Consider the following 18,882-nt stretch of genomic DNA (forward strand, 5'->3'; position numbering starts at 1 on the left):
CTAGATGTGTCACAAAAAAAACGCCCGCAGGAGTCATCCCGCGGGCGTTTTTCTCATCGCGCTTCTGCGATGATGTTACGAGGTCACCTGCTCTCGCAGGATCGACGCGGTAAGCGAGAACATCAGATAGATGCCAGCGAAGATCAGGAACGCCAGAATGGTGTTTTCGAACTTGCGCGGATAGCTAGGTTCCTCGCTTGGCACCGGACGCACGGCTACGGTCAGATAGCGGACCTGACGCCCAGCCTCTGTGCGCGCCTGTTCCAGCCCGGTTTGGGCCAGTTGCAGGTTGGTGTCCGCATTCACCAAATCGGCCTGCGCAAGCTGCAATGTCACTGCCTGTTTAGCCAACGAGTTATGGCCCTCAGTTGCGTTGCTCATCCGGTCGTTCAGCTGCGAAAGTGCGAACTCCAACCGGCGGACGTCACCCTGCGCACCCTCAACCTTGGCGCTGTTGGGGCGCGCGTTGTCCAGCAAGGCGGCAAGCTCCAGCTGTTTCTCGATCAAAAGCGTTTCGTAGTTAGTGATCTGCGTCCGGACTGCGGCAATCACAGCTTCTGGATCGACGCCGTTTTCGACCTGCAATTCGATCAAGCGCTGCTGGGCATCGCGCCGCGCGGCAATCGCCTTGTCATAGCCGATCTGGGCATCGAGCATCCCGTCTTCACGCTTGTTCTGGCTAAGGCTGTTCACGCGATCTTCGGCATATTGCAGCAAGCGCTGCGAAAAGCTTGTCGCGACTTGCGGATCTGCCGCAATGACCTCCATACGGATCACACCTTCGGTGGGGTCATAGCCGATCTTGATGTTCTTTTTGTACAGCTTGTAGGCTTCTTCGTTGGTCGGATCTTCGTTCAACCGTTGGATCGGATCGATGTTCTCATCCGTGAAGTGGCTTTTAAAGCCGGCGTCTCCATCCAGTCGCAGCATTGCGTCCTTGGACTGTAGATAGGCCTGTGTGGCGATACTGTCGGCCGAGTTGGCAAATTGCGTGGGTAAAAGGCCCCCGAATGGGCTGGGTCCGCCGCCGCCTTCGTTCTGGATAATCAGGAACTGACTGTCCGTGGCGTACATCGGTGTGGCCACCTTGTAGAAGTAGTATCCGGCAAAGAACGTCGGGATCAGCACGAAGAACGCCAACCGAACGATGAGCAGGCCCATCTTCTTGCGGCGGCGGAGTGTGATGCCTTGCTGGATCTCGGAAATCTCGCGCATCCGGCGCTCCATCGGGCTTCCTTGGGTCGAGGGAAGCGTGCCCTTGCCCACCGGAATGGTCTGCGGCAGTTGCACACGGCCAGAGCCTGCCCCCCCTTGCTGGGCGGGCAGATCAGCCAGCGCATTGCCGGGACCACCTTCATGCTGTGATCCGCCTGCTTGCGGCACCACCAGCTCCAACATGTTGGAACGTTGGAACGGATCAATTCCCTTGGCACGCAACAAGCGTACCGCATCAAAGTCAGAGGTCGCGGGCAGCCCATGTTTTTGCGCCACGCGCCGCGCCATACGCAGCTGACGGCCGGTAAGCCCTTCACGGCGGATGGCATCCATATCCTGCTCACCACTGACCTGCTCAGCAGAAGACACTTCGCCAGCTTGCGCAGCAAGCTTTGGCGTCTCAGCCTGTGGCGCAGGGCGCGCTTCGCCTGTGGTTTGCGGACGCGCAGACGGGTGCACAGGTTCTGGCATCGGAATGGCAGCCGTGGCCTTGGGCGCCTCCGGCTGAGGCGTTGCCCCTTCGGTTGCCGCGCTCGGACTGCGTTTTATCCGGAATTTTCTAGCTTTGGGTTTGGTAGTCATACAACTGTTTCGCTTCTTCCAAGCTGTCAAATACGTTCAGCTGCCCGTTCATCAGAACCGCGGCAGTACGCGCGAATTTTTCTAGCGTTTCCGCCTGGTGCGACACGATCACGATCGTTGTGGTACGCAGGCGTTCTTGCAGGATTTCTCCTGCTTTCCGGTTAAACTCGACATCCGTCGTAGACGGCATGCCCTCATCGATCAGGTACATATCAAAATCAAGCGCGAGCATCAGTGCAAAAGAAAACCGCGCGCGCATCCCTGCTGAATAGGTTCCGAGGGGCTGATCGAAATACTCGCCCAAGCCGCAAAGCCAACGGCAGAAGCTTTCTACATAGTCTGGGTCCAGCCCGTACAGCCGCGCAATATAGCGCGCATTTTCCATGGCCGAGACCTTGCCAACCACGCCACCCATAAATCCGAGCGGAAAAGAGATGTTGCACGCACGGACAATTTCGCCGTCGTCGGGCTTTTCAAGCCCTGCCATCATGTTGATCAACGTGGTCTTGCCGGTACCGTTCGGCGCGAGGATGCCCATGGAATTGCCCAATTCCACCCGGAACGACACCTGGTCCAGAATGACCTTGTGTTGCGTACCAGTCCAGAAAGACTTGGAAACGTTACGAAATTCCAGCATTGTGCTCCTGCTCCGGTTCCACTTGCGGGGTTGATCGGGGTCCTCTTCTACGAAGGATCTCGCATTATCTATCTTGGGATTTTGACCACATTATGTCCCATAGGGAAACAAATGTACAACGTCGGCTGCAGGGGAAAATGCCTAACGCTTAGGCATGACCAAGGCGGCGTTGGCTTTGCGCACATTCGAACCCGCTTTCTTCGATCTGAAGCGTGCTATGGCCAAGCTTGAAGCGGTCCTTGAGCATTTTTTGCAGACCTGTACGCGTTAGGGCGGGATCGGCCTGCGCGGTCAAAACCACATGAGCCTCGATTGCGTTTTCGTGCTCTCCCATCATCCACAAATGCACGTGATGCACCGATGCGACGCCGGCTTGCGCCGACATGGTATCAATGACCTCTGCCGGGTTCATGTCAGGCGGAGTACCCAGCATCAGCAGACGCATCACCGAAGGCATCTCGGCCGCAGCTTGCCACAGGATGTAGCCTGCGATCAGCAGTGTCACCACCGGATCAACCCAGTGCCATTTGAACAGGATCACCAGCGTTCCAGCCACGATCACAGCGACCGAGCCCAGCGCATCCGCGAGGTTATGCAAAAAGGCCGCGCGGATGTTCATGCTGGTTTTTGACAAACGATAGGTCAGCGCCGCCGTGATCAGGTCAATCACCAGAGCTACGCCCGCAATCACCACAATAATCCAACCGGTGACTTCCGAAGGCTGGAAAAAGCGCATGATACCCTCAAAGACCAGATACAGCGCGACAACGACCAAGGTCGTGTAATTGATCAGCGCCGCCACTGCTTCGATCCGGCCATAGCCGAATGTCATCTGCGCGTCCGCCGGTCTGCGCCCGATCTTGCGGGCGACAAAGGCGATGATCAGCGACACGGCGTCAGACAGGTTGTGCAGCGCATCAGCGATAAGCGACAAGCTCCCTGCAAGCACGCCGCCAATAATTTGTGCCACGGTAAGCAGCAGGTTCACCCCGACAGCGAAAGCGATCTTTGCGTCCCCTGCATCAGGGTCGACGTGGTGGTGATGATGGCGGTGAGACGCGCCCATCAGGCTTCTCCTTTGTTATGTTCATGATCCGCACAGGGGATTTCCGCATCGGCACAACATTCGGTCAGCAGGAAATGCGAAAGCCTGCGCACCCGCTCATAGGCGATTGCGGCACATATGATACTGCGGCCTTGGCGTGTCTGCTCGACCAATCCCGCTGCTGCGAGAATCTTCATGTGGTGTGTCAGGGTTGAGCCGGTCACGCCAGTGACATCGCCCAACGCTCCGATACTTAGCCCCGCGGGCCCAGCGCGGACCAGCGCCAGCAAGACCGTAAGCCGCTGCTCGGATCCGAGCGCGGCAAAGCCGGAGGCGGCAAGGGTAAGATCAATGGCATGCGATTCTGTTTCCACATTTCTAGAACTATGGAAACGAGGGCTAATCACAAGATCATTTCAACACCCCTCGAAATATTTTACCCTTGGCAAACCGATCTTGTCCCTTACCTAGAAAACCATGAATGATATCCGTCAGGATCTGCGCGACTGCACGTTATGCGCCGAACGGTTTGGCACGACCGCAACCGCCCACAGGCCCAATCCGGTGGTCTGGTTCCAAACCGGTGCGCGGCTTCTTATTGCGTCACAGGCACCGGGGATGAAGGTGCACAAGGCGAACACGCCGTTCTGGGATGCCTCAGGGGTACGCCTGCGTTCTTGGTTGGGTCTGGACGAAGATGCGTTCTATGACCGTAGCCGCGTTGCGATCATCCCGATGGCCTTTTGCTTTCCGGGCTATAACGCAAAAGGCAGTGACCATCCGCCGCCTCCTATCTGTGCGCGAACTTGGCGCGCGCAGGCTTTGGCGATGGTGCCCGACGTGCGCCTCACCGTGCTTATCGGCGGCCATGCCATGCGCTATCACCTGCCGGAATTCACCACAGTCACCCAAGCCGTGCGCGATTGGGAGAACCATCCCGTCGGCACCTTCGCCTTGCCACACCCTTCTTGGCGCAATACGGGTTGGCTAAAGAGAAATCCGTGGTTCGAAGCAGATGTCATCCCCCGCCTGCAAGCCGCCGTTGCCGAGGTAATGTAGATGGACACGACTCCGCTGGACACAGCCCATGCCGCCATGATGGCCGCCCCTGAAAACGACACCGCCCGTTTGCGGTTTTATGAGCGGATGGCAGATGTGGAGCTGTATCTGCTGCTTGAGCAGGAACCGCAGGACGACCAGATCAGCCCAAAGGTGCTGGACATGGACGGAGCGCAATATTTGCTCGCCTTCGACCGCGCCCAGCGCCTTGCGCAATATGCCGGTGATACGGCGACCTATGTCGCGCTGTCGGGCCGCAACGTTGCTGCGATGCTTGAAGGACAACCGCTCGGCATCGCGCTCAACATAGATGTGGCGCCCTCCGCGATCCTGTTGCCTGACACCGCCGTGGCGTGGCTGCGCGAGACGCTGACACATGAAGCGGCCGAAGTGGAGGCCAAAATCGAAGCCGTTCTGCCGCCCAAGGGCCTGCCCGAAAGCCTGATCGAGGCGATAGATGCAAAGCTGGCCACCGCTACTGGCATGGCAGCCAATGCTTGGTTAGTGGGTGTGGAATATGCTGGTGGTGGCCGCGGCCACCTGCTGGCCTTCATCGACGCGATCCCGCGCGCGCAGGATGCACTGGTGCGTGCCGCCTCAGAGGCGCTGACGTTCTCCGGCATTGAGGCCGGTGCAATGGATGTCGGCTTTTTCAACCACACCGATCCGACGGTGGCGAAACTCACCCGCGTCGGTCTGCGTTTTGATCTGCCACAGATGGAGACGTTACAGAAAACGCCCCGGATGCCGGGCAGTGACCCCGACGCACCGCCAATTTTGAAATAATCGGGCGGTTTCGGCACACACCCGCTCACGGCTGCGAGAGATCACGCAATTGCGAGATGCAAACGGCCCAGACCGTACCTACCTTCCTGAATATAGGACAACAAAGTCCAACATCAGGAGAGTTACATGAACCGTTTTGCCATTTCCATCGCCGCCGCTGCGACCGCCATTGCCATTGCCAGCGCCTCTTTCGCGGGGGAACAATTCGTGGATGACACAGGCTTTGCTGTGTCGGGCTATGATGTCGTTGCGTATTTCTCTCTGCCGCAGAACCCTGTTGGTCAAGTGCAGACCGCGCCCGTCGAAGGCAACAAGTCCATCACCGCCGACTATAACGGCACCACATTTGCCTTCTCATCCGAGGCGAACCGTGAAGCTTTCGTTGCTGATCCAGAAAAGTATGTTCCGCAATATGACGGCCACTGCGCGTACGGCGTTGCCAAAGGTGGCAAGGTTCCCGGTAACCCGAACCTATGGCGCATCATTGATGACAAGCTTTACCTCAACATCACCAAAAACGTTGTCGGCTTCTGGGAAGAAGACATTCCGGGCAACCTCACCCTTTCCGAAGGCAACTGGCCCAGCCTTGATCCACAGCCAGCTTCCGACAGCGACATTCCAGATTTCTCTTCGGCAGCCCCCAAAGGCTGACCCATGACATCAGGGGTCCCCTCTCCTGATCGGCCGTCACCTCGCCGTGCTCTTGCGCGGCGGGGTGTCCTGGTTGGTGCCCTTGCCTTAGGCGGGCTGACGGCCGCGCGTTGGTACAACATTGGCGGCATCCTTGAAAATGGCGCGCTGAGCGTGACGGACGCCCATAGCGCTGCACTTTCCGGTGACATCACATTAATAGACATCCGTCGCCCCGATGAATGGGCGCGCACCGGTGTCCCCGAAGGAGCCTTGCCATTAGACATGCGTGACCCTGACTTCACGCAAAGGCTGCTAGAGATGGTGCCTGACAAGTCGGCCCCAATTGCGTTGATCTGCGCCCGGGGTGTCCGCACACGCGCGCTGGCAAAACGTCTGACTGACGCGGGTTTCAGCAATATCATTGACGTGCCGGAAGGGATGCTCGGCTCTGGCGCGGGGCCGGGATGGCTGACTTCTGGCCTGCCAGTGACAGGCCTGTGACCAATTGCCCAACAGCAGCGCATGGATTATAGCGCTGGGATGAGCACAAATCCTCCAAACCTCCGCCCTGACCTCGCGCCGCGCGCGACCTTCTCCGAGCCCAAGCGCAGCGGCCAGCCGACCATCGGCATGGTCAGCCTTGGTTGCCCCAAAGCTTTGGTGGACAGTGAGCGGATTTTGACGCGCCTGCGCGCCGAAGGCTATGCGATCTCGCCCGACTATTCGGGTGCGGACGCGGTGATTGTAAACACCTGCGGGTTTCTCGACAGTGCAAAGGCCGAGAGCCTTGACGCCATCGGCGAAGCGCTAACAGAAAACGGCCGGGTGATTGTGACGGGGTGTCTGGGTGCAGAGCCCGATTATATCCGCGAACACCACCCGCGCATCCTCGCCGTGACCGGCCCTCATCAGTATGAGCAAGTTCTGGATGCCGTGCACCTTGCGGTGCCGCCATCGCCCGATCCATTCATTGATCTTTTGCCTGCCTCTGGTGTCTCGCTCACGCCACGGCACTTTAGCTATTTGAAGATTTCCGAGGGCTGCAACCACAAGTGCAAATTCTGCATCATCCCCAACATGCGTGGCAAATTGCAGAGCCGTCCCGCCCATGCGGTCATGCGCGAGGCTGAAAAGCTGGTGCAAAGTGGCGTGAAAGAACTGCTGGTGATCTCACAGGATACCTCGGCCTACGGGGTGGATATCAAACACGCGACAGATCGCGGGCACCGCGCCCATATCACCGATTTGGCTCGCGATCTGGGGTCTTTGGGGGCATGGGTGCGCTTGCATTATGTCTACCCCTACCCCCACGTGCGCCAGTTGATCCCGCTGATGGCAGAAGGCCTGGTGCTCCCTTACCTCGACATTCCGTTCCAGCACGCCCATCCGGATGTGCTCAAACGCATGGCGCGCCCGGCGGCTGCCTCCAAGACGCTGGACGAGATCGCTGCGTGGCGCGATGTCTGCCCCGACATCACCCTGCGCTCGACCTTTATTGTCGGCTACCCCGGTGAGACGGAGGCCGAGTTCCAGACGCTGCTGGACTGGATGGACGAAGCCCAGCTCGACCGTGTCGGATGTTTTCAATATGAGAACGTCGCCGGTGCCCGATCAAACGCACTGCCGGATCATGTGCCAGCCGAGGTCAAACAGGATCGCTGGGACCGCTTCATGGAGAAGGCGCAGGCGATTTCAGAGGCCAAACTGCAAGCCAAGGTCGGTCGCCGCATGGACGTAATCATCGACGAAATCGACGAAGACGCCGCAACCTGCCGCACAAAGGCAGACGCGCCAGAGATCGACGGCAACCTGTTCATCGACGAAGGATTCGAAAAGCTGACTGTCGGAGACATCGTGACAGTCGAGGTTGAGGAAGCAGGCGAGTACGATCTTTGGGGACGTGTAGTTTAACCCCTAGATCCGCATTGCGTGCTGATCTTTCGAAATTGAGCCCCTTGGAAACGATCAGGATCGGTCCCTAGCACCACTTGGGACCGATCCTGATTGGCAATTTTGTGCTTATTAAAAGGCCCCCGACAGCCGTATTACCGAAATATCTTGAAATGTTCTCCCTATGTTCTATATTAACGGTAGAGCAAGAACAGGGAGCATCCCATGTCCTACCAAACGACTTTCAACGATCTTTTCGAGGCTGTGGTACCTGCCACGCAGGCCGAACTGCCGCTTTCGGCGCCAGTTGCCGCCACGCAAAAGCAGATCGACTACGCGAAAACACTTGCTGAAAAGACCAAATCCCCCCTGCCTGATGGCATCACTCACGACCGCGCGCGGCTATCCAAATGGATTGACGCGCACAAGCCCGCGCCAAGCGCTTTCAACGATTATCCTTCCTCAAAACAGGTCGGCTTTGCAGAGCGGATCGCGCGGCTGAAACATACTCAGGTGCCGCCAGAGTGTTTTCGCGACCGTGCGCTCATGTCGCGGTGGATTGACCATTACAAGCCGCGCTAGGGCTAGCATCTGTCCCTTCGCCCGCTAACTCTAAGTCATGAGTGAAAAACTAGACGTTTTATACAATGCCTCCTGCCCGATCTGTCGGCGGGAGGTAGATCATTACGCCAAGCTTAGCGCGCAGCATGCCTTGCCCATCAGGTACGATGATCTGGGTCAGGGCCATGCACTGGCTGATTGGGGTATTTCCGAACAAGACGCAGCAAAGCGGCTGCACGTACGCAAGGCAGGTCAGGTTTACAGCGGCATTCCCGCATTTATCCTTCTTTGGCGCGAAATTCCGCAAACGCGCCGTTTGGCAAAACTGGTAAGCCTACCGGGCGTGCATTGGGTTGCTTGCAAGATTTATGATTACGTTTTGGCGCCGTTGCTCTATCTCTGGCACCTCACACGGCAGCGGCGAGAGAACTGAAGGCTTCGTCGACACACGGCCCCATTTCACGGCTGCGATATCAGCTCGTCGAAGTAGTGGCGCACACATGTCTGCACATGACGAAAGCGGTCTCCGCCCAAGTGCTTGCCGCCATACCAGCGGGTCACCACGACCAGATGGCCGGTACATCCATCACGCTCCAGCATGCGCAGGATCACCATACCAGCGCCGCTTTCTCCATCATCCGCCTTGATCGGCCCGTCATCGACCAGCAACGCTCCCCAAGTGTTATGGGTGGCCTTGGCATATGGTTTATCACGTTTGAGCGTTTTTATAGCGGCGTCAATTTCCGAGCGGCTCGATACCGGACATCCCGACACGGCGTATTTGCTACCGCGATCGGTCAGGACAACGCCGCACTTAAGCATGGTCAGGAATACCTGACTTGGCCGAAACTGAATTTTGGGTACTACTGATCGCTACAAGCCAAGATTTTTCCGGCTGCAATTTGAAGTTACTTTTTTCCGCGACAATTTTCAGATTTAACATCATATTTCGGGATCAAAGCACATGCCTTTTGATATCACAACAACGGCTCCGGCCGAACTGATAGGTATTGGCGGTTTTTGCCTCTACGTTACGACTTATACGCTTCAGAATCTCAGGGTCATTTCTGGCCATTCGCTCAGGTACATGTGCATGAACCTGACAGCGTCCAGCTCTGTCCTTATCGGGCTCACGTCAAGCTTCAACCTCGCCGCCGCGATGATCCAGATATTCTGGATTACAATTTCGCTGATTGGCATCGCGCTCCATGTTCGGCGGTGCAGGAAAAGCAGATCAGAGACCGGCGGCAGTCCGGCGCACGGTGTCAATGCGTGAGGCGTTGGGCGGATGCGTGCCCAGGAATTTGTCGCCTGGATCGGGGATGCGGGTAAAGAATTCGGCACCACGCAACGGATTATAGCCCGCCTTCTTGGTGATGATTGTACCCAGCGCATCTGCCTCAAGCTCGAAATCTTTAGAATAGCTGCGCGCGCCGACCTGTGCGCCTAATTCCTGCGCGGAGCGAACGGTGTTTGCGTCACCACCGCTGAGCGTGGCAAGGCCTGCGAAAATCACAGCGCCCGCAACAGCGTTCTGCTGCTGGCGCGCAATGTGGCCGGAAATGTGGTGCGCAGCTTCATGGCCCATAACAAAGGCCAGTTCATCCGCGTTGCGAGCGTCTGCAATCAAGGCGAGGGTGAAGGCGATAATCGGGCGGCCCTGACTGTCGAGGGTCTGGTAGGCGTTCGCAGGCTGACCGGGGCGGTCATCGACAACGATGTTGAAATCGCAGTTGAGGTTCTGCGTACGTGCACGGCACTCCCGTTCGGCCACCGGCTCAAGCGTATCGACGACCTGCACAAAACTACGCGCACTGCTGCGAACAGCTGTTTGCGAAGGTGTCGCGGTCACAACTGGACTGGTCGGGCCCACCGGAACAACTTCACACCCTGCAAGTGCTGCCAAAAGCCCCAAGACCACAAAAGCGCGTGATATCATCCGGTGGTGTTCCTCAATAATTCAAGATGTGCCGATTGCCCGGTGCAAGGCAATTAGCTTGCTAGTTTAGCACGCCTTGCGGCAGGAACCAGCCCGATCACAGTACGGTGAGTGTGATGCGCGACGTTGCGCCGCAAAGCGGTGCTTCAATCAGGCGCTTGCACGCAGCCCGTGATCAGATACTCTTTGGTCATGTTTACAATCGAGCATGAATTTGACGCCTCCGTAATCACCCTTGTTGACGAGGGAAATACGCCCTTGCAAGAGGACGTGGTCCTGAATGCATTTGCCGACCAGATCACGATAGAGCAATGGGATCCGAGGACTGACAGTTTGCGAAAGATCACCCTTTCGCCTAACCAGCTGCGCGACCTTGCGGCCGCTCTCAATCTGCCCGAAGGCATTTATCACAGCGCGCCATAGGCGCACATCCAACAGGACAGTCCCATGGCCACAGGCACAAATATCCGCACCTATTTCGAAGGCACTTGGCACAACGGTGACCTGAGCGTCATGAAGGCGGCCGATCACGGCGCATGGCTTGGCACGACCGTGTTTGACGGCGCGCGCCTGTTTGACGGTCTGGCCCCCGATCTGGAAGCGCACTGCGCACGGATCAACCGCTCTGCCCGTGCACTGATGATCACCCCCACAGTCGAGACAGCAAAGATGGTCGAAATCGTGCGCGAAGGTCTGGCGCAGTATCCGCGCGATGCCGCCGTTTATATCCGCCCCATGTATTGGGCGCTGGCGGGGGATGAGCTTGGGATCGTGCCACTCAAGGACGCGACCGGCTTTGCCATCTCGCTGGAGCAGATCCCCATGGCCCCGCCCGAAGCAGCATCCACCCTGACCCGCACGCGGTTCCGGCGACCAGTGCTTGAAGACAATGTTGTGAATGCGAAAGCCGGCTGCCTTTACCCCAATAACGCCCGCATGATGGCAGAGGCGCGCAGCAAGGGTTTTGGCAATGCATTGGTTGCAGACGCGATCGGCAACGTCGCCGAATCCGCCTCTGCCAATGTGTTTATGGTCAAGGATGGTGAGGTCTTCACCCCCGTGCCAAACGGTACTTTTCTTGCGGGCATCACCCGTGCGCGTCACATGGTCAACATGCGTGCCGACGGCATCAAAGTGCATGAAGCCGTGCTGAGCTTTGAGGATTTCCATGCCGCAGATGAGGTATTCCTGTCTGGCAATATGATGAAGGTCACTCCGATCAAAGCCTTTGACGACACGACCTACAGTGTGGGCGGAAACGGCAACCCCGTTACCCAGCGCGTGCGTGAGATGTATTGGGACTGGGCCGCTTCACAACCAGCCTAACCGTCGTATGCTGTCAGTATCAGGCGAAAACAGCACCGCTTACGGTCAACGTTGCGCGGCGTTATCTGCAAAAGCCAATTGCATGACGCCCCCCCGCACGTCATGATCCGCGGCGAAGCAGGGAGAATATCATGCGCAAGTTTCTTGTGATCCTCGATGACAGCCGCGAATGTCTCAACGCGATGCGTTTTGCCGCGATGCGAGCATCGAAAACCGGCGCTGGCGTAGAAGTCTTGGCCGTTATTCCACCGGAAGAGTTCAATCACTGGATCGGTGTGGGCGACATCATGCGCGAAGAAGCCCGCGAGCGGATTGAAGTCCACTATGAGGTTTTCGCAAAATGGATGCGTGACCGACAGGGTGTAGAACCAGAGCTGGTTATCCGCGAGGGGCAAGCCGTCGACGAAATCATGGCCCGCATCAAGGAGAACTCCGATATTGGCGTTCTTGTTCTGGGTGCCGGCACAGACGGCAAGGGGCCGGGACCGCTGGTTTCTCAGCTCAGCCGCAATGCGGGCAGCCTGCCTGTGCCAATCACCATCGTTCCGGGCGATCTGAGCAAGGAAAAGCTTGAGGCCATCACCTGACGCCAGTAGTTTAGAACGATTCCAGACACCTTGACATCCCTTCGATGCATCCGCATATCAGAAGGAACCCTGACGGAGGCTATGCCCAATGTTTATCCAGACAGAATCCACACCGAACCCCGCAACGCTCAAGTTCCTGCCCGGTCAAACCGTGCTAGAGCTGGGGACGGCCGATTTCCCGACGCCAGACACTGCGTCCGGCTCGCCGTTGGCCACGCGACTGTTCGCTGTTGAAGGTGTAACAGGCGTGTTCTTTGGCACCGATTTCGTGACCGTGACCAAAGCGGACGGCGTCGAGTGGGATCACCTCAAGCCCGGTCTTCTGGGCGCGATCATGGAGCACTTCCAATCTGGTCAGCCCGTCATGGGCGCGGATCATACTGCCAGCTCCGGCCATGCAGAGCATACCGGTGAAGACGGCGCGATTGTCGGCCAGATCAAGGAATTGCTTGATAGCCGCGTCCGTCCTGCCGTGGCACAAGACGGTGGCGACATCACTTTCCACGGCTTCGACCGCGGCGTGGTCTATCTGCACATGCAGGGCGCTTGCGCCGGTTGCCCCTCCTCTACGCTGACGCTGAAAATGGGCATCGAAAACCTGCTGCGCCATTACATTCCCGAAGTAACCGAAGTCCGCCCGGTCGCCTGATCGGCTTTTATGCGCACTCCGTTGATACTCGCTCTTGATACCGCCGCGGCACATTGTGCCGTGGCGGTTCTTTCTGGCGATCAGATACTTGCAAGCTGCGAAGAGGTGATGGCCAAGGGTCAGGCCGAGCGGTTGCTTGCGCTTGTAGAGGAGCTGTTGGCTGAAGCGGGTGTGCAGATGCATCAGCTTGACGCCATTGGTGTGGGCATAGGGCCGGGCAACTTCACTGGCATTCGCATCGCAGTCTCCGCCGCGCGGGGTCTGGCCTTAGCGCTCGATATCCCTGCGGTAGGCGTCAGCGCGTTTGACGCCCTGCGTTTCGGCACCAGCGGCCCTTGCATTTGTATCGTAGATGCACGGCGCGAGATGGTTTTCACCCAAGGTTTTGAGACTGATATCCTGACCGATCCCGCGCTGGTCTCTTTTGTTACCCTGCCAACCGATGTGCCGATGCTCGGTGCTTTCGGTGCTACTCCGGCCCATCCCGTCGCGGTGGCGATCGCGCGCATCACGGCGTTGCGGTATGCAGACGCCCCAACTGCGCCCGCCCCGCTGTACCTGCGTGCCGCCGATGCAGCCCCGGCACGCGATGCGCCACCGCAGATCGTCCCGTGACGCCGGAGCGAATGGCGCAGATCCACGCCGCTGCCTTTGTGCACGACCGTGGCTGGAGCAGCGACGAATTTGCTACCCTCATCGCCCAACCCCATACAGATTTGTTCTCAACGCTAGGCGGATTCGCCCTGACCCGTACCCTTATCGGAGAATCAGAGCTTTTGACCCTCGCGGTATCGCCAGACCAGCAGCGTCGCGGCATTGCACGGGCGCTTTTGACTGACTGGATAGCCGCTAAGCGCCAGCACGCAGAAATAGCCTTTCTTGACGTTGCAGCCGATAATTTCGCCGCGCTAGGACTTTATCAAAATATAGGGTTTACCCGCACCGGACTGCGAAAAAGCTACTATGCGCGCGCGCAATTTCCCGCTGTTGACGCTGTGATGATGACACAGGCGCTTACGCGAGGTTAATACATGCCAGAAGCGCGTCCGGCACCAGAATCCGGTTGACCCTGCCCCCATCCACGTCGAAACTTTGTCCCAGCGTCGCGCAAGCGCGCGATAACGGGCAACAGAGCCAACTTAATGGCCCCTGCCCCACCAACAAAAACTGGGAGACATCTATGACCCTCATGACCAAATTCCTCGGCGCTGTTGCCGCCACCGCGCTGAGCGCTGGTGCAGCACTGGCCGAACCAGCCCTGATTTTCGATCTGGGCGGCAAGTTTGACAAATCCTTCAACGAAGCTGCCTACGCAGGCGCGCAGCGTTGGGCCGACGAAACAGGCGAAACATACCGCGAGATCGAGCTTCAATCAGAAGCCCAGCGTGAGCAGGCTCTGCGCCGCTTTGCCGAATCGGGCGCAAACCCGATCATCACAATGGGTTTTGCCATGGCAGATCCACTGTCGACTGTCGCACCAGACTATCCGGACACAAAATTCGTCGCCATCGACGTGACATGGCTGGAAGCGGCAAACATCCGTCAGATCGGCTTTGCAGAACATGAGGGTTCCTATCTGGTTGGCATGCTGGCTGGTATGGCCACAAAAAGCGGCACAGTCGGCTTTATCGGCGGCATGGATATTCCGCTGATCCGTCACTTTGGCTGCGGCTACGCCCAAGGCGTTAAAGCTGCTAACCCCGACGCCACGGTTATTGCCAACATGACAGGCAGCACGCCTGCTGCTTGGAATGACCCGGTAAAAGGCTCCGAGTTGACAACTGCACAAATCTCTCAGGGTGCAGACGTTGTGTTCTCGGCTGCCGGCGGTACCGGTGTGGGCGTTCTGCAAACTGCTGCTGACAGCAACATCCTTTCCATCGGTGTGGACAGCAACCAGAACCACCTGCACCCGGGCAAAGTTCTGACTTCCATGCTGAAGCGTGTTGATGTCGCTGTTTATGACGCCCTCACGGCAGGCACCGAAGTGGAAACAGGCGTTTTCACCCTTGGCCTTGCTGAAGACGGCGTTGGCTACGCGATGGACGAAAACAACGCGTCTCTCATCTCGGACGAGATGAAAGCAGCCGTTGAAGAAGCGCGTACCAAAATCATCGCAGGTGATGTGGAAGTGACTTCCTACTATACCAACGACAGCTGCCCAGCACTCGACTTCTAAGCTGCGGACACTCACAATTCGGGGCCGCGTTGACTTTTCAACGCGGCCCTATTCAATTAGTTCCAGACTTCCGGCCTCGCCGCCACTCGGTGTGAAGGACAGCCCGTATGACCAACGCTCCCGCGATTGAACTCAAAGGTATTTCAAAAGCCTTCGGCCCGGTACAGGCCAATAAAGACATCTCGATCCGCGTGATGCCCGGCACCATTCACGGCATCATCGGAGAGAACGGCGCGGGGAAATCCACGCTGATGTCCATTCTTTACGGCTTTTACAAAGCCGATAAGGGACAGATTTTCGTGGGCGGCCAAAAGGCCAATATCACCGACAGTCAGGCTGCCATTGCCGCCGGTATCGGTATGGTGTTCCAGCATTTCAAACTGGTTGAGAAATTCACCGTGCTGGAGAACATCCTTCTGGGCGCCGAAGACGGTCGCTTACTCAAGCCATCCATCGCCAAGGCCCGCCGCACCCTTCTTGAACTCGCTGAGGATTATGGCCTCAGCGTTGAACCTGATGCGCTGATACAGGATATTGGGGTTGGCATCCAGCAGCGTGTTGAGATTCTCAAGGCGCTCTACCGTCAGGCTGACATTCTCATTCTGGATGAGCCGACAGGCGTCCTCACCCCCGCCGAGGCAGACCAATTGTTCCGTATTCTGGGCCGCCTGCGCGAAGAGGGTAAAACAATTATCCTCATCACCCACAAGCTGCGCGAGATTATGGAGATCACCGACACCGTCAGCGTGATGCGTCGTGGAGAGATGACCGCAACCGTCAAAACATCCGAGACCTCGCCCGCCGAACTGGCCGAGCTGATGGTCGGCCGCAAGGTTCTGCTGCGGGTGGATAAGACCCCCGCCACACCGGGGGATGTGGTGCTGGAGGTCAAAGACCTACGCGTGCGCGACGACAAAGGCGTCGAACGGCTCAAGGGCATCAACCTGTCAATCAGGGCTGGCGAAGTGCTGGGCATCGCAGGGGTGGCCGGCAACGGACAATCAGAACTGCTGGAAATTTTGGGTGGCTATGCGGATGGCACCGGCAGCATTACGGTGAACGGTCAGCAGCTAGACCTCACCGGAAAATCTTCTGATGGGCAATCGCGCCGCGCAAGCGGCATCGCCCACGTGCCCGAAGATCGCCAGCGCGAGGGGCTGATCATGGACTTTTCCGCATGGGAAAACATCGCCTTCGGCTATCATAACGAACCAGAATTCCAATCCGGCATCCTGATGGACAATGCCGCGATCCGCGAAGACGCGATAGGCAAGATGGAGCGCTTTGACGTGCGCCCACCAGACCCCAAGCTTGCGGCCAAGAACTTTTCGGGCGGGAACCAGCAGAAGATCGTCCTCGCGCGCGAGATTGAGCGGAACCCAGATCTGCTGCTCATCGGGCAACCCACACGCGGCGTCGACATCGGTGCGATCGAATTCATCCACCAACAAATTATCGCCCTGCGCGACAAGGGCAAAGCGGTGCTGCTTGTCTCGGTTGAGTTGGAGGAGATCATGGCGCTCAGCGACCGCATCGCGGTGATGTTTGACGGTCAGATCATGGGCGAGCGTTTGCCCGCCGAAACAGACGAGAAAGAACTGGGCCTGCTGATGGCAGGCATCACAGATACGCAAAAGCCGCACACAGTGGAAGAGGTTCAGGCGAACCTTGCCCATGTCGGTGAAGGGAGCGCTTGAGCCATGGACGTGATGCCAAAATGGGCCGAGGTGATCCTTGTGCCGCTGATTTCTCTGTTGCTGGCCGCGATCCTGTCAGCCCTCGTTATCCTCGCCATCGGCGAAGATCCCATTGCTGCGGTCAAGCTGATGGTCACAGGGGCGCTCGGGTCAAGCTACGGCTGGGGCTATACCCTTTATTATGCTACAAATTTCATGTTCACGGGGCTTGCCGTAGCCGTGGCCTTTCATGCGCGTATGTTCAACATCGGCGGTGAAGGGCAAGCGGCGCTTGGTGGTTTGGGCGTGGCGCTGGCTTGTCTTTACATCCCTTGGCCACATTGGTCGCTGGCCCTCATTGGTGCCGCGGTCGCGGCGGGACTTTTTGGCGCAGCATGGGCCGCGATTCCTGCGTGGTTTCAGGCCAAACGCGGCAGCCATATCGTTATCACGACGATAATGTTCAACTTTATTGCGGCGTCACTCCTGAACTATGTTTTGGTCAACCTCCTGCGCCCCAAAGGGTCGATGGACCCTGCCACAGCGCGCTTTTCCGAGGCTGTTCACCTGCCAACTCTGCATGAGATGTTAGCGCCCTTTGGTATCGCATTTTCCAAATCAGCGCCGGCGAATGTATCGTTGATCGTGGCCGTTCTGGCCTGTGTCTTCGTTTGGTTCCTGATCTGGCGCACGCGGTTGGGCTATGAGATCCGCTCGTTCGGTTTCTCGGAATCTGCTGCGCGCTACGCCGGTATACCGCCTGTAAAGATCATCATGGTGACTATGATGATTTCGGGCGCGCTGGCGGGGATGATGGCCATTAACAACGTCATGGGAGAGGCCGAGCGTTTGGTGCTCAACTCCGTCGAGGGTGCTGGTTTTATCGGGATCGCCGTGGCGTTGATGGGCCGTTCGCATCCACTGGGCGTATTTATCGCCGCGATCCTGTTTGGCTTTCTCTATCAGGGCGGTGCGGAACTGGCGCTATGGACGTCTATCCCGCGCGAACTGATTGTGGTCATTCAAGCACTAGTGATCCTGTTCACTGGCGCGCTCGACAATATGGTGCGTATGCCGCTGGAACGTCTGTTTCTTGCTCTGCGCAAGAAGGAGGCTTGAGCCTTGGATTATCTAACCCTTCTGCAACTTCTCGACTCAACCGTCCGTCTTGCTACGCCGCTGCTGCTGGCCTGTCTTGCGGGGCTCTATTCCGAACGGGCGGGCATTTTCGACATCGGGCTAGAGGGCAAGATGTTGGCAGCTGCGTTCTTCTCTGCCGCGATTGCTGCCATCACAGGCTCTGTCTGGATCGGGTTGTTGGCTGGCATTGGGGCCTCACTGGCGCTTAGCGCCATTCACGGCATCGCTTCCATCACCTTCCGTGGCAACCAGTTGATTTCTGGTGTGGCGATCAACTTTCTTGCCGCTGGCCTGACAGTCTTGATCGCGCAGGCCTGGTTCAAACAGGGCGGACGCACGCCGTCTCTAATTGGCAATGGCCGGTTTGAGCCGATCACCCTGCCCTTCGCTGAGGCCCTTCGCGAAGTGCCCGTACTTGGTCCCATGTATTATGAACTGATCTCGGGCCATTCGATCCTTGTCTATGTCGCCTTTGCGGCTGTGCCGTTCACCTGGTGGCTGTTGTTCCGCACGCGTTTCGGTCTGCGTCTGCGGGCCGTGGGTGAGAACCCGGCCGCTGTGGACACGGCAGGCGTATCGGTCGTAGGCCTGCGCTTTGCTGCTGTTGGTATTTGTGGTGTGCTGTGCGGCATTGCCGGGGCTTACCTGAGCACCGCATTGCAGGCGGGCTTTGTCAAAGACATGGCCGCCGGACGTGGATTTATCGCGCTGGCTGCCTTGATATTTGCCAAATGGCGCCCCTGGCATGCGCTCTATGCGACGTTGCTGTTCGGGCTTTTCGGCGCGCTTGAAACGCGTCCAGACGTGATCGAGTCGCTGATCGGGATGAAAGTGCAGGGTCAACTTCTTGCAGCACTTCCCTATGTTATGACCGTGATCATTCTGGCAGGCTTTGTTGGCAAGGCCATTCCCCCCCGCGCGGGAGGCGAACCTTATGTCAAAGAGCGATAAGGCCAGATCACAACAAGTGATAAGGCC

The 18,882-nt window shown here is 57.9% G+C and carries 24 protein-coding genes; 18 read left to right on the top strand and 6 right to left on the bottom strand.

The genetic code is table 11. The features are described 5' to 3' along the window. Positions 1-75 precede the first annotated feature (75 nt). The 4 genes from V7730_RS10400 to V7730_RS10415 all read right to left on the bottom strand — a co-directional run bounded on the left by V7730_RS10400 (position 76) and on the right by V7730_RS10415 (position 3,853). Positions 76-1,797 carry a capsule biosynthesis protein gene (locus V7730_RS10400; RefSeq protein WP_335747529.1) on the bottom strand — a complete coding sequence of 574 codons (1,722 nt, stop codon included), beginning with the start codon at positions 1,795-1,797 and terminating at the stop codon, positions 76-78. Beyond that, positions 1,775-2,434 (bottom strand): ABC transporter ATP-binding protein, encoded by a 660-nt coding sequence (locus V7730_RS10405; protein WP_335747530.1) that lies wholly within the window; start codon positions 2,432-2,434, stop codon positions 1,775-1,777. Before V7730_RS10405 ends, V7730_RS10400 begins: the two co-directional genes overlap by 23 nt. Positions 2,435-2,582: 148 nt before the next feature. Beyond that, complete coding sequence (locus V7730_RS10410; RefSeq protein ID WP_335747531.1) at positions 2,583-3,500, bottom strand: cation diffusion facilitator family transporter; 918 nt, start codon at positions 3,498-3,500, stop codon at positions 2,583-2,585. Beyond that, positions 3,500-3,853, bottom strand: coding sequence for an ArsR/SmtB family transcription factor (locus V7730_RS10415; RefSeq protein WP_335747532.1), 354 nt, complete (start codon positions 3,851-3,853; stop codon positions 3,500-3,502). The genes V7730_RS10410 and V7730_RS10415 overlap by 1 nt, the downstream gene beginning before the upstream one ends. A gap of 103 nt (positions 3,854-3,956) precedes the next feature. Between V7730_RS10415 and V7730_RS10420 the strand changes: the two genes are divergently transcribed. The 7 genes from V7730_RS10420 (at position 3,957) to V7730_RS10450 (ending at position 8,841) form a co-directional block, all read left to right on the top strand. Beyond that, on the top strand, positions 3,957-4,538 hold the full coding sequence (locus V7730_RS10420) for a uracil-DNA glycosylase family protein (RefSeq protein ID WP_335747533.1): 582 nt from the start codon (positions 3,957-3,959) through the stop codon (positions 4,536-4,538). Beyond that, positions 4,539-5,324 (top strand): SseB family protein, encoded by a 786-nt coding sequence (locus tag V7730_RS10425; protein ID WP_335747534.1) that lies wholly within the window; start codon positions 4,539-4,541, stop codon positions 5,322-5,324. It abuts the gene before it with no gap. Positions 5,325-5,450: 126 nt separating this feature from the next. After that, on the top strand, positions 5,451-5,975 hold the full coding sequence (locus tag V7730_RS10430; protein WP_335747535.1) for a YHS domain-containing (seleno)protein: 525 nt from the start codon (positions 5,451-5,453) through the stop codon (positions 5,973-5,975). A 3-nt stretch (positions 5,976-5,978) separates the two neighbouring features. Then, positions 5,979-6,458 carry a rhodanese-like domain-containing protein gene (locus V7730_RS10435; RefSeq protein WP_335747536.1) on the top strand — a complete coding sequence of 160 codons (480 nt, stop codon included), beginning with the start codon at positions 5,979-5,981 and terminating at the stop codon, positions 6,456-6,458. A gap of 39 nt (positions 6,459-6,497) precedes the next feature. Then, positions 6,498-7,868, top strand: a complete 1,371-nt coding sequence (gene rimO, locus V7730_RS10440) for a 30S ribosomal protein S12 methylthiotransferase RimO (RefSeq protein WP_335747537.1) — start codon at positions 6,498-6,500, stop codon at positions 7,866-7,868. Between the two features lie 204 nt (positions 7,869-8,072). After that, a complete protein-coding gene (locus tag V7730_RS10445) occupies positions 8,073-8,429 on the top strand; it encodes a hypothetical protein (protein WP_335747538.1) in 357 nt (118 codons plus the stop codon). Positions 8,430-8,466: 37 nt separating this feature from the next. After that, entirely contained in the window at positions 8,467-8,841 is a 375-nt protein-coding gene (locus V7730_RS10450) for a thiol-disulfide oxidoreductase DCC family protein (RefSeq protein WP_335747539.1), read from the top strand. Positions 8,842-8,867: 26 nt separating this feature from the next. On the opposite strand, the gene V7730_RS10455 is transcribed toward V7730_RS10450, so the two are convergent. Further along, complete coding sequence (locus V7730_RS10455) at positions 8,868-9,230, bottom strand: YigZ family protein (protein ID WP_335747540.1); 363 nt, start codon at positions 9,228-9,230, stop codon at positions 8,868-8,870. Between the two features lie 142 nt (positions 9,231-9,372). Here V7730_RS10455 and V7730_RS22635 point away from each other — a divergent pair, with 142 nt between their 5' ends. After that, on the top strand, positions 9,373-9,684 hold the full coding sequence (locus V7730_RS22635; protein WP_443070205.1) for a CBU_0592 family membrane protein: 312 nt from the start codon (positions 9,373-9,375) through the stop codon (positions 9,682-9,684). Here V7730_RS22635 and V7730_RS10460 read toward each other — a convergent pair. Continuing rightward, positions 9,643-10,347 carry a M48 family metallopeptidase gene (locus V7730_RS10460; protein ID WP_335747541.1) on the bottom strand — a complete coding sequence of 235 codons (705 nt, stop codon included), beginning with the start codon at positions 10,345-10,347 and terminating at the stop codon, positions 9,643-9,645. The genes V7730_RS22635 and V7730_RS10460 overlap by 42 nt on opposite strands. A 192-nt stretch (positions 10,348-10,539) precedes the next feature. Here V7730_RS10460 and V7730_RS10465 point away from each other — a divergent pair, with 192 nt between their 5' ends. The 10 genes from V7730_RS10465 (at position 10,540) to V7730_RS10510 (ending at position 18,855) form a co-directional block, all read left to right on the top strand. Then, positions 10,540-10,770: a hypothetical protein gene (locus tag V7730_RS10465; protein WP_335747572.1), complete on the top strand. Its 231-nt coding sequence runs from the start codon at positions 10,540-10,542 to the stop codon at positions 10,768-10,770. A gap of 24 nt (positions 10,771-10,794) precedes the next feature. Further along, positions 10,795-11,673: a branched-chain amino acid aminotransferase gene (locus V7730_RS10470; RefSeq protein ID WP_335747542.1), complete on the top strand. Its 879-nt coding sequence runs from the start codon at positions 10,795-10,797 to the stop codon at positions 11,671-11,673. Positions 11,674-11,804: 131 nt separating this feature from the next. After that, positions 11,805-12,260 (top strand): universal stress protein, encoded by a 456-nt coding sequence (locus V7730_RS10475; RefSeq protein WP_335747543.1) that lies wholly within the window; start codon positions 11,805-11,807, stop codon positions 12,258-12,260. An 88-nt stretch (positions 12,261-12,348) separates the two neighbouring features. Then, entirely contained in the window at positions 12,349-12,909 is a 561-nt protein-coding gene (locus V7730_RS10480) for a NifU family protein (protein ID WP_335747544.1), read from the top strand. Between the two features lie 9 nt (positions 12,910-12,918). Continuing rightward, positions 12,919-13,524 (top strand): tRNA (adenosine(37)-N6)-threonylcarbamoyltransferase complex dimerization subunit type 1 TsaB, encoded by a 606-nt coding sequence (tsaB, locus tag V7730_RS10485; RefSeq protein WP_335747545.1) that lies wholly within the window; start codon positions 12,919-12,921, stop codon positions 13,522-13,524. Positions 13,525-13,535: 11 nt separating this feature from the next. After that, on the top strand, positions 13,536-13,937 hold the full coding sequence (locus V7730_RS10490; protein WP_335747546.1) for a GNAT family N-acetyltransferase: 402 nt from the start codon (positions 13,536-13,538) through the stop codon (positions 13,935-13,937). Positions 13,938-14,089: 152 nt separating this feature from the next. Next, positions 14,090-15,088, top strand: coding sequence for a BMP family lipoprotein (locus V7730_RS10495; protein ID WP_335747547.1), 999 nt, complete (start codon positions 14,090-14,092; stop codon positions 15,086-15,088). 107 nt (positions 15,089-15,195) lie between these two features. Next, on the top strand, positions 15,196-16,785 hold the full coding sequence (locus V7730_RS10500; protein ID WP_335747548.1) for an ABC transporter ATP-binding protein: 1,590 nt from the start codon (positions 15,196-15,198) through the stop codon (positions 16,783-16,785). A 3-nt stretch (positions 16,786-16,788) separates the two neighbouring features. Next, positions 16,789-17,883 carry an ABC transporter permease gene (locus V7730_RS10505; RefSeq protein WP_335747549.1) on the top strand — a complete coding sequence of 365 codons (1,095 nt, stop codon included), beginning with the start codon at positions 16,789-16,791 and terminating at the stop codon, positions 17,881-17,883. A 3-nt stretch (positions 17,884-17,886) separates the two neighbouring features. Further along, the gene (locus V7730_RS10510; RefSeq protein WP_335747550.1) at positions 17,887-18,855 is read left to right on the top strand and encodes an ABC transporter permease; all 969 of its coding nucleotides are present in this window, start codon (positions 17,887-17,889) and stop codon (positions 18,853-18,855) included. Positions 18,856-18,882 lie beyond the last annotated feature (27 nt).

It is taken from the genome of Sulfitobacter sp., assembly GCF_036961165.1.
Classification (GTDB): Bacteria; Pseudomonadota; Alphaproteobacteria; order Rhodobacterales; family Rhodobacteraceae; genus Sulfitobacter.

Coding starts and splice junctions, on each gene's coding strand:
- V7730_RS10400 (WP_335747529.1), bottom strand. CDS start 1,797: ATGACTACCAAACCCAAAGCTAGAAAATTCCGGATAAAACGCAGTCCG.
- V7730_RS10405 (WP_335747530.1), bottom strand. CDS start 2,434: ATGCTGGAATTTCGTAACGTTTCCAAGTCTTTCTGGACTGGTACGCAA.
- V7730_RS10410 (WP_335747531.1), bottom strand. CDS start 3,500: ATGGGCGCGTCTCACCGCCATCATCACCACCACGTCGACCCTGATGCA.
- V7730_RS10420 (WP_335747533.1), top strand. CDS start 3,957: ATGAATGATATCCGTCAGGATCTGCGCGACTGCACGTTATGCGCCGAA.
- V7730_RS10425 (WP_335747534.1), top strand. CDS start 4,539: ATGGACACGACTCCGCTGGACACAGCCCATGCCGCCATGATGGCCGCC.
- V7730_RS10430 (WP_335747535.1), top strand. CDS start 5,451: ATGAACCGTTTTGCCATTTCCATCGCCGCCGCTGCGACCGCCATTGCC.
- V7730_RS10435 (WP_335747536.1), top strand. CDS start 5,979: ATGACATCAGGGGTCCCCTCTCCTGATCGGCCGTCACCTCGCCGTGCT.
- rimO (WP_335747537.1), top strand. CDS start 6,498: ATGAGCACAAATCCTCCAAACCTCCGCCCTGACCTCGCGCCGCGCGCG.
- V7730_RS10445 (WP_335747538.1), top strand. CDS start 8,073: ATGTCCTACCAAACGACTTTCAACGATCTTTTCGAGGCTGTGGTACCT.
- V7730_RS10450 (WP_335747539.1), top strand. CDS start 8,467: ATGAGTGAAAAACTAGACGTTTTATACAATGCCTCCTGCCCGATCTGT.
- V7730_RS10455 (WP_335747540.1), bottom strand. CDS start 9,230: ATGCTTAAGTGCGGCGTTGTCCTGACCGATCGCGGTAGCAAATACGCC.
- V7730_RS22635 (WP_443070205.1), top strand. CDS start 9,373: ATGCCTTTTGATATCACAACAACGGCTCCGGCCGAACTGATAGGTATT.
- V7730_RS10460 (WP_335747541.1), bottom strand. CDS start 10,347: ATGATATCACGCGCTTTTGTGGTCTTGGGGCTTTTGGCAGCACTTGCA.
- V7730_RS10465 (WP_335747572.1), top strand. CDS start 10,540: ATGTTTACAATCGAGCATGAATTTGACGCCTCCGTAATCACCCTTGTT.
- V7730_RS10470 (WP_335747542.1), top strand. CDS start 10,795: ATGGCCACAGGCACAAATATCCGCACCTATTTCGAAGGCACTTGGCAC.
- V7730_RS10475 (WP_335747543.1), top strand. CDS start 11,805: ATGCGCAAGTTTCTTGTGATCCTCGATGACAGCCGCGAATGTCTCAAC.
- V7730_RS10480 (WP_335747544.1), top strand. CDS start 12,349: ATGTTTATCCAGACAGAATCCACACCGAACCCCGCAACGCTCAAGTTC.
- tsaB (WP_335747545.1), top strand. CDS start 12,919: ATGCGCACTCCGTTGATACTCGCTCTTGATACCGCCGCGGCACATTGT.
- V7730_RS10490 (WP_335747546.1), top strand. CDS start 13,536: ATGGCGCAGATCCACGCCGCTGCCTTTGTGCACGACCGTGGCTGGAGC.
- V7730_RS10495 (WP_335747547.1), top strand. CDS start 14,090: ATGACCCTCATGACCAAATTCCTCGGCGCTGTTGCCGCCACCGCGCTG.
- V7730_RS10500 (WP_335747548.1), top strand. CDS start 15,196: ATGACCAACGCTCCCGCGATTGAACTCAAAGGTATTTCAAAAGCCTTC.
- V7730_RS10505 (WP_335747549.1), top strand. CDS start 16,789: ATGGACGTGATGCCAAAATGGGCCGAGGTGATCCTTGTGCCGCTGATT.